We start from the raw sequence: 3,465 nt of genomic DNA, 5'->3' as shown, positions 1-3,465 counted from the left end.
GCCCCAGCCGTACGACCTGGAGTATCTGCTCCAGCGCCTCCTCGAAGCCGTTTCCGGCGCGCACCGGGCGCAGCACCGGCGCCAGCCGGTCGCCGCCCGCGCCCCTGCTCTCACTCCCGCTCATGAACCGTCCGCACCTCCTTCCCAATCAATGGTCTGCGGTATTACCTTAAGGCCACTCCGAGCCCCCCACACCCGTCCGAAGCCAGGAGGCACCACCGTGGCAGACCGCACGCCCCCGCTCTCGGTCGACGAGCTGACCAGGCTCGTCGCCGCCGGGGAGATCGACACCGTCGTCCTGGCCTTCACCGATATGCAGGGCAGACTCGCGGGCAAGCGGTTCGCCGCCCGCTTCTTCCTGGACGATGCCCTGGAGCACGGCACCGAGGGCTGTAACTACCTGCTCGCCGTCGACGCCGACATGAACACCGTCGGCGGCTACGCCATGTCCTCCTGGGAACGCGGCTACGGCGACTTCGCCCTCCGCGGCGACACCGCCACCCTGCGCCGCATCCCCTGGAACCCCGGCACCGCGATGCTCACCGCGGACCTCTCGTGGCACGACGGCTCGCCCGTGGTCGCCTCCCCGCGGCAGATCCTGCGCCGCCAGCTGGACCGGCTCGCGGAGCGCGGCTGGACCGCGTACGCCGGGACCGAGCTGGAGTTCATGGTCTTCCGGAACACCTACGAGCAGGCGTGGGACAGCGGCTACCGCGGGCTCACCCCCGCCAACCAGTACAACGTCGACTACTCCATCCTCGGCACCGGCCGCGTCGAACCCCTGCTGCGCCGCATCCGCAACGAGATGGGCGCCGCCGGGATGACCGTGGAGTCGGCCAAGGGCGAATGCAACCTCGGCCAGCACGAGATCGCCTTCCGCTACGACGACGCGCTGACCACCTGCGACCAGCACGTCATCTACAAGACCGGCGCCAAGGAGATCGCCTCCCAGGAGGACATGGCGCTCACCTTCATGGCCAAGTACGACGAGCGCGAGGGCAACTCCTGTCACATCCACCTCTCGCTGCGCGACGAGGCCGGGCGCCCCGTGCTCGCGGACGACGAGGGCCCGTACGGCATGTCCAAGACCATGCGCCACTTCCTGGCCGGGCAGATCGCCGCGATGCGCGACTTCACCCTCCTCTACGCGCCCAACATCAACTCCTACAAGCGCTTCCGGCCCGGTTCCTTCGCGCCCACCGCCGTCGCCTGGGGCCCGGACAACCGCACCTGTGCGCTGCGCGTCATCGGCCACGGCCAGGCGCACCGGTTCGAAAACCGGCTCCCCGGCGGCGACGTCAACCCGTATCTCGCCGTCGCCGGAATGGTGGCCGCCGGGCTGTACGGGGTCGAACAGGAGCTGGAGCTGCCCGAGGTCTGCACCGGCAACGCGTACACCGGCGACGCCGCCCACGTGCCGACCTCGCTGCGCGACGCCGCCGAGCTGTGGGAGGCCAGCCCCATAGCGCGGGCCGCCTTCGGGGATGAGGTGGTCGAGCACTACCTCAACATGGCCCGCGTCGAGCAGGAGGCGTACGACACCGCCGTCACCGACTGGGAACGCTTCCGGTCCTTCGAGCGCATGTGATGAGGAACGCAAACATGTCCCACCCCCACGAGCACCACATCCTCAACCCGGCGACCGAGGAGGTCATCGCCACCGTCCCGGCCGCCACGCCCGCCGACGTGGACGCCGCCGTCGCCCGCGCCGCCACCGCCCAGCGCGGCTGGGCCGCCCTCGCCCCCGCCGACCGGGCCCGGCTGCTGCGCCGTTTCGCCGCCACCGTGGACGACCACATCGAGGAACTGGCCGCGCTGGAGGTCCGCGAGGCGGGCCACCCCATCGGCAACGCCCGCTGGGAGGCGGGCAACGTCCGCGATCTGCTGGAGTACGCGGCCGGGGGAGTGGAGCGGCTGAGCGGCGCCCAGATCCCGGTCGCGGGCGGCCTGAACATCACCTTCCACGAACCGCTCGGCGTGGTGGCCCCCATCGCGCCGTGGAACTTCCCGATGCCCATCGCCGGCTGGGGCACCGCGCCCGCCCTCGCCGCGGGCAACGCCGTCCTCCTCAAGCCCGCCGAGACCACTCCGCTCACCGCGCTCCGGCTCGCCGAACTCGCCCTCGCCGCCGGGCTGCCCGAGGGGCTGTTCCAGGTGCTGCCCGGCGCCGGTCCGGTGGCCGGGGCCGCGCTGGTGGAGCACCCGGGCGTGGCCAAGGTCGTCTTCACCGGGTCGACGGCCGTCGGCAAGGAGATCATGGCGAAGTGCGCGGCGGGCGTGAAGCGCGTGACGCTCGAACTCGGCGGCAAGAGCCCCAACATCGTTTTCGCCGACGCCGATATCGAGCGCGCCGCGGCCGCCGCCCCCGGCTCGTTCCTCGACAACACCGGCCAGGACTGCTGCGCCCGCAGCCGGATCCTGGTGCAGCGCGGCGTCTACGACCGGTTCATGGAGCTGCTGGAGCCCGCCGTACGGTCCTTCGCGGTCGGCGATCCGGCCGACCCCGCCACCGACATGGGCCCGCTGATCTCCGCGGCGCAGCGGGAGCGCGTACGGTCCTACGTCCCCGAGGACGCGCCCGCCGCCATCCGCGGCGAGGCCCCCGGCGGCAAGGGCTTCTGGTACCCGGCGACCGTCCTGGAGGGCACCGGGCCCGGTGACCGCACCGCCGTGGAGGAGATCTTCGGCCCGGTGGCCGTCGTCCTCCCCTTCGAGGACGAGGCAGACGCCGTACGGCTGGCGAACGGGACCGACTACGGCCTCTCCGGCTCGATCTGGACCCGCGACGTGGGGCGCGCGGTGCGCGTCTCGCGCGCCGTCGCCGCCGGGAACCTGTCCGTCAACTCGCACAGCAGCGTGCGCTACGCGACCCCCTTCGGCGGCTACAAGCAGTCCGGCCTCGGCCGGGAGCTGGGCCCCGACGCCCTGACCGCCTTCACCGAGACGAAGAACGTGTTCATCAGCACCGAGAACAGCACCGAGGAGCAGTGACGTGAGCGAGACCGAAACCGAGACCCCCGTGTGCCGCCGTCTGGTGGGCCGTACCGCGGTCATCACCGGAGCGGGCAGCGGCATCGGCCTGGCCACCGCGCGCCGCTTCGCGTCCGAGGGCGCGCGCGTCGTGTGTGCCGACATCGACGCGTCCGCGGGCAAGGCCGCGGCCGACGAGGTCGGCGGGCTCTACGTCCAGGTGGACGTCACCGATCAGGAGCAGGTAGAGGCGCTGTTCAAGACCGCGTACGACACCTATGGGTCGGTCGACGTGGCGTTCAACAACGCGGGCATCTCGCCGCCCGACGACGACTCGATCCTCACCACCGGGCTGGACGCCTGGAAGCGCGTCCAGGAGGTCAACCTCACCTCCGTCTATCTGTGCTGCAAGGCCGCGCTGCCGTATATGCAGCGGCAGGGCAGGGGGTCCATCATCAACACGGCGTCCTTCGTGGCCGTCATGGGCGCCGCGAC

The 3,465-nt window shown here is 71.6% G+C and carries 3 protein-coding genes and 1 pseudogene; 3 read left to right on the top strand and 1 reads right to left on the bottom strand.

The genetic code is table 11. The features are described 5' to 3' along the window. Positions 1 to 124: pseudogene (locus SSOG_RS55770) on the bottom strand (GntR family transcriptional regulator); the annotation flags it as partial. Positions 125 to 220: 96 nt separating this feature from the next. Here SSOG_RS55770 and SSOG_RS08680 point away from each other — a divergent pair. From SSOG_RS08680 to SSOG_RS08670, 3 genes are all read left to right on the top strand, one after another. After that, positions 221 to 1,588 (top strand): glutamine synthetase family protein, encoded by a 1,368-nt coding sequence (locus SSOG_RS08680; RefSeq protein WP_009713839.1) that lies wholly within the window; start codon positions 221 to 223, stop codon positions 1,586 to 1,588. 14 nt (positions 1,589 to 1,602) lie between these two features. After that, positions 1,603 to 2,991, top strand: coding sequence for an aldehyde dehydrogenase family protein (locus SSOG_RS08675; RefSeq protein WP_009713838.1), 1,389 nt, complete (start codon positions 1,603 to 1,605; stop codon positions 2,989 to 2,991). A 1-nt stretch (position 2,992) separates the two neighbouring features. Beyond that, a partial coding sequence (locus SSOG_RS08670; RefSeq protein WP_009713837.1) for an SDR family NAD(P)-dependent oxidoreductase occupies positions 2,993 to 3,465 on the top strand: 473 nt, incomplete at its 3' end.

Source organism: Streptomyces himastatinicus ATCC 53653 (assembly GCF_000158915.1).
In the GTDB taxonomy this organism is placed as follows: Bacteria; Actinomycetota; Actinomycetes; order Streptomycetales; family Streptomycetaceae; genus Streptomyces; species Streptomyces himastatinicus.
This window is presented reverse-complemented; position numbering and strand designations above follow the sequence as displayed.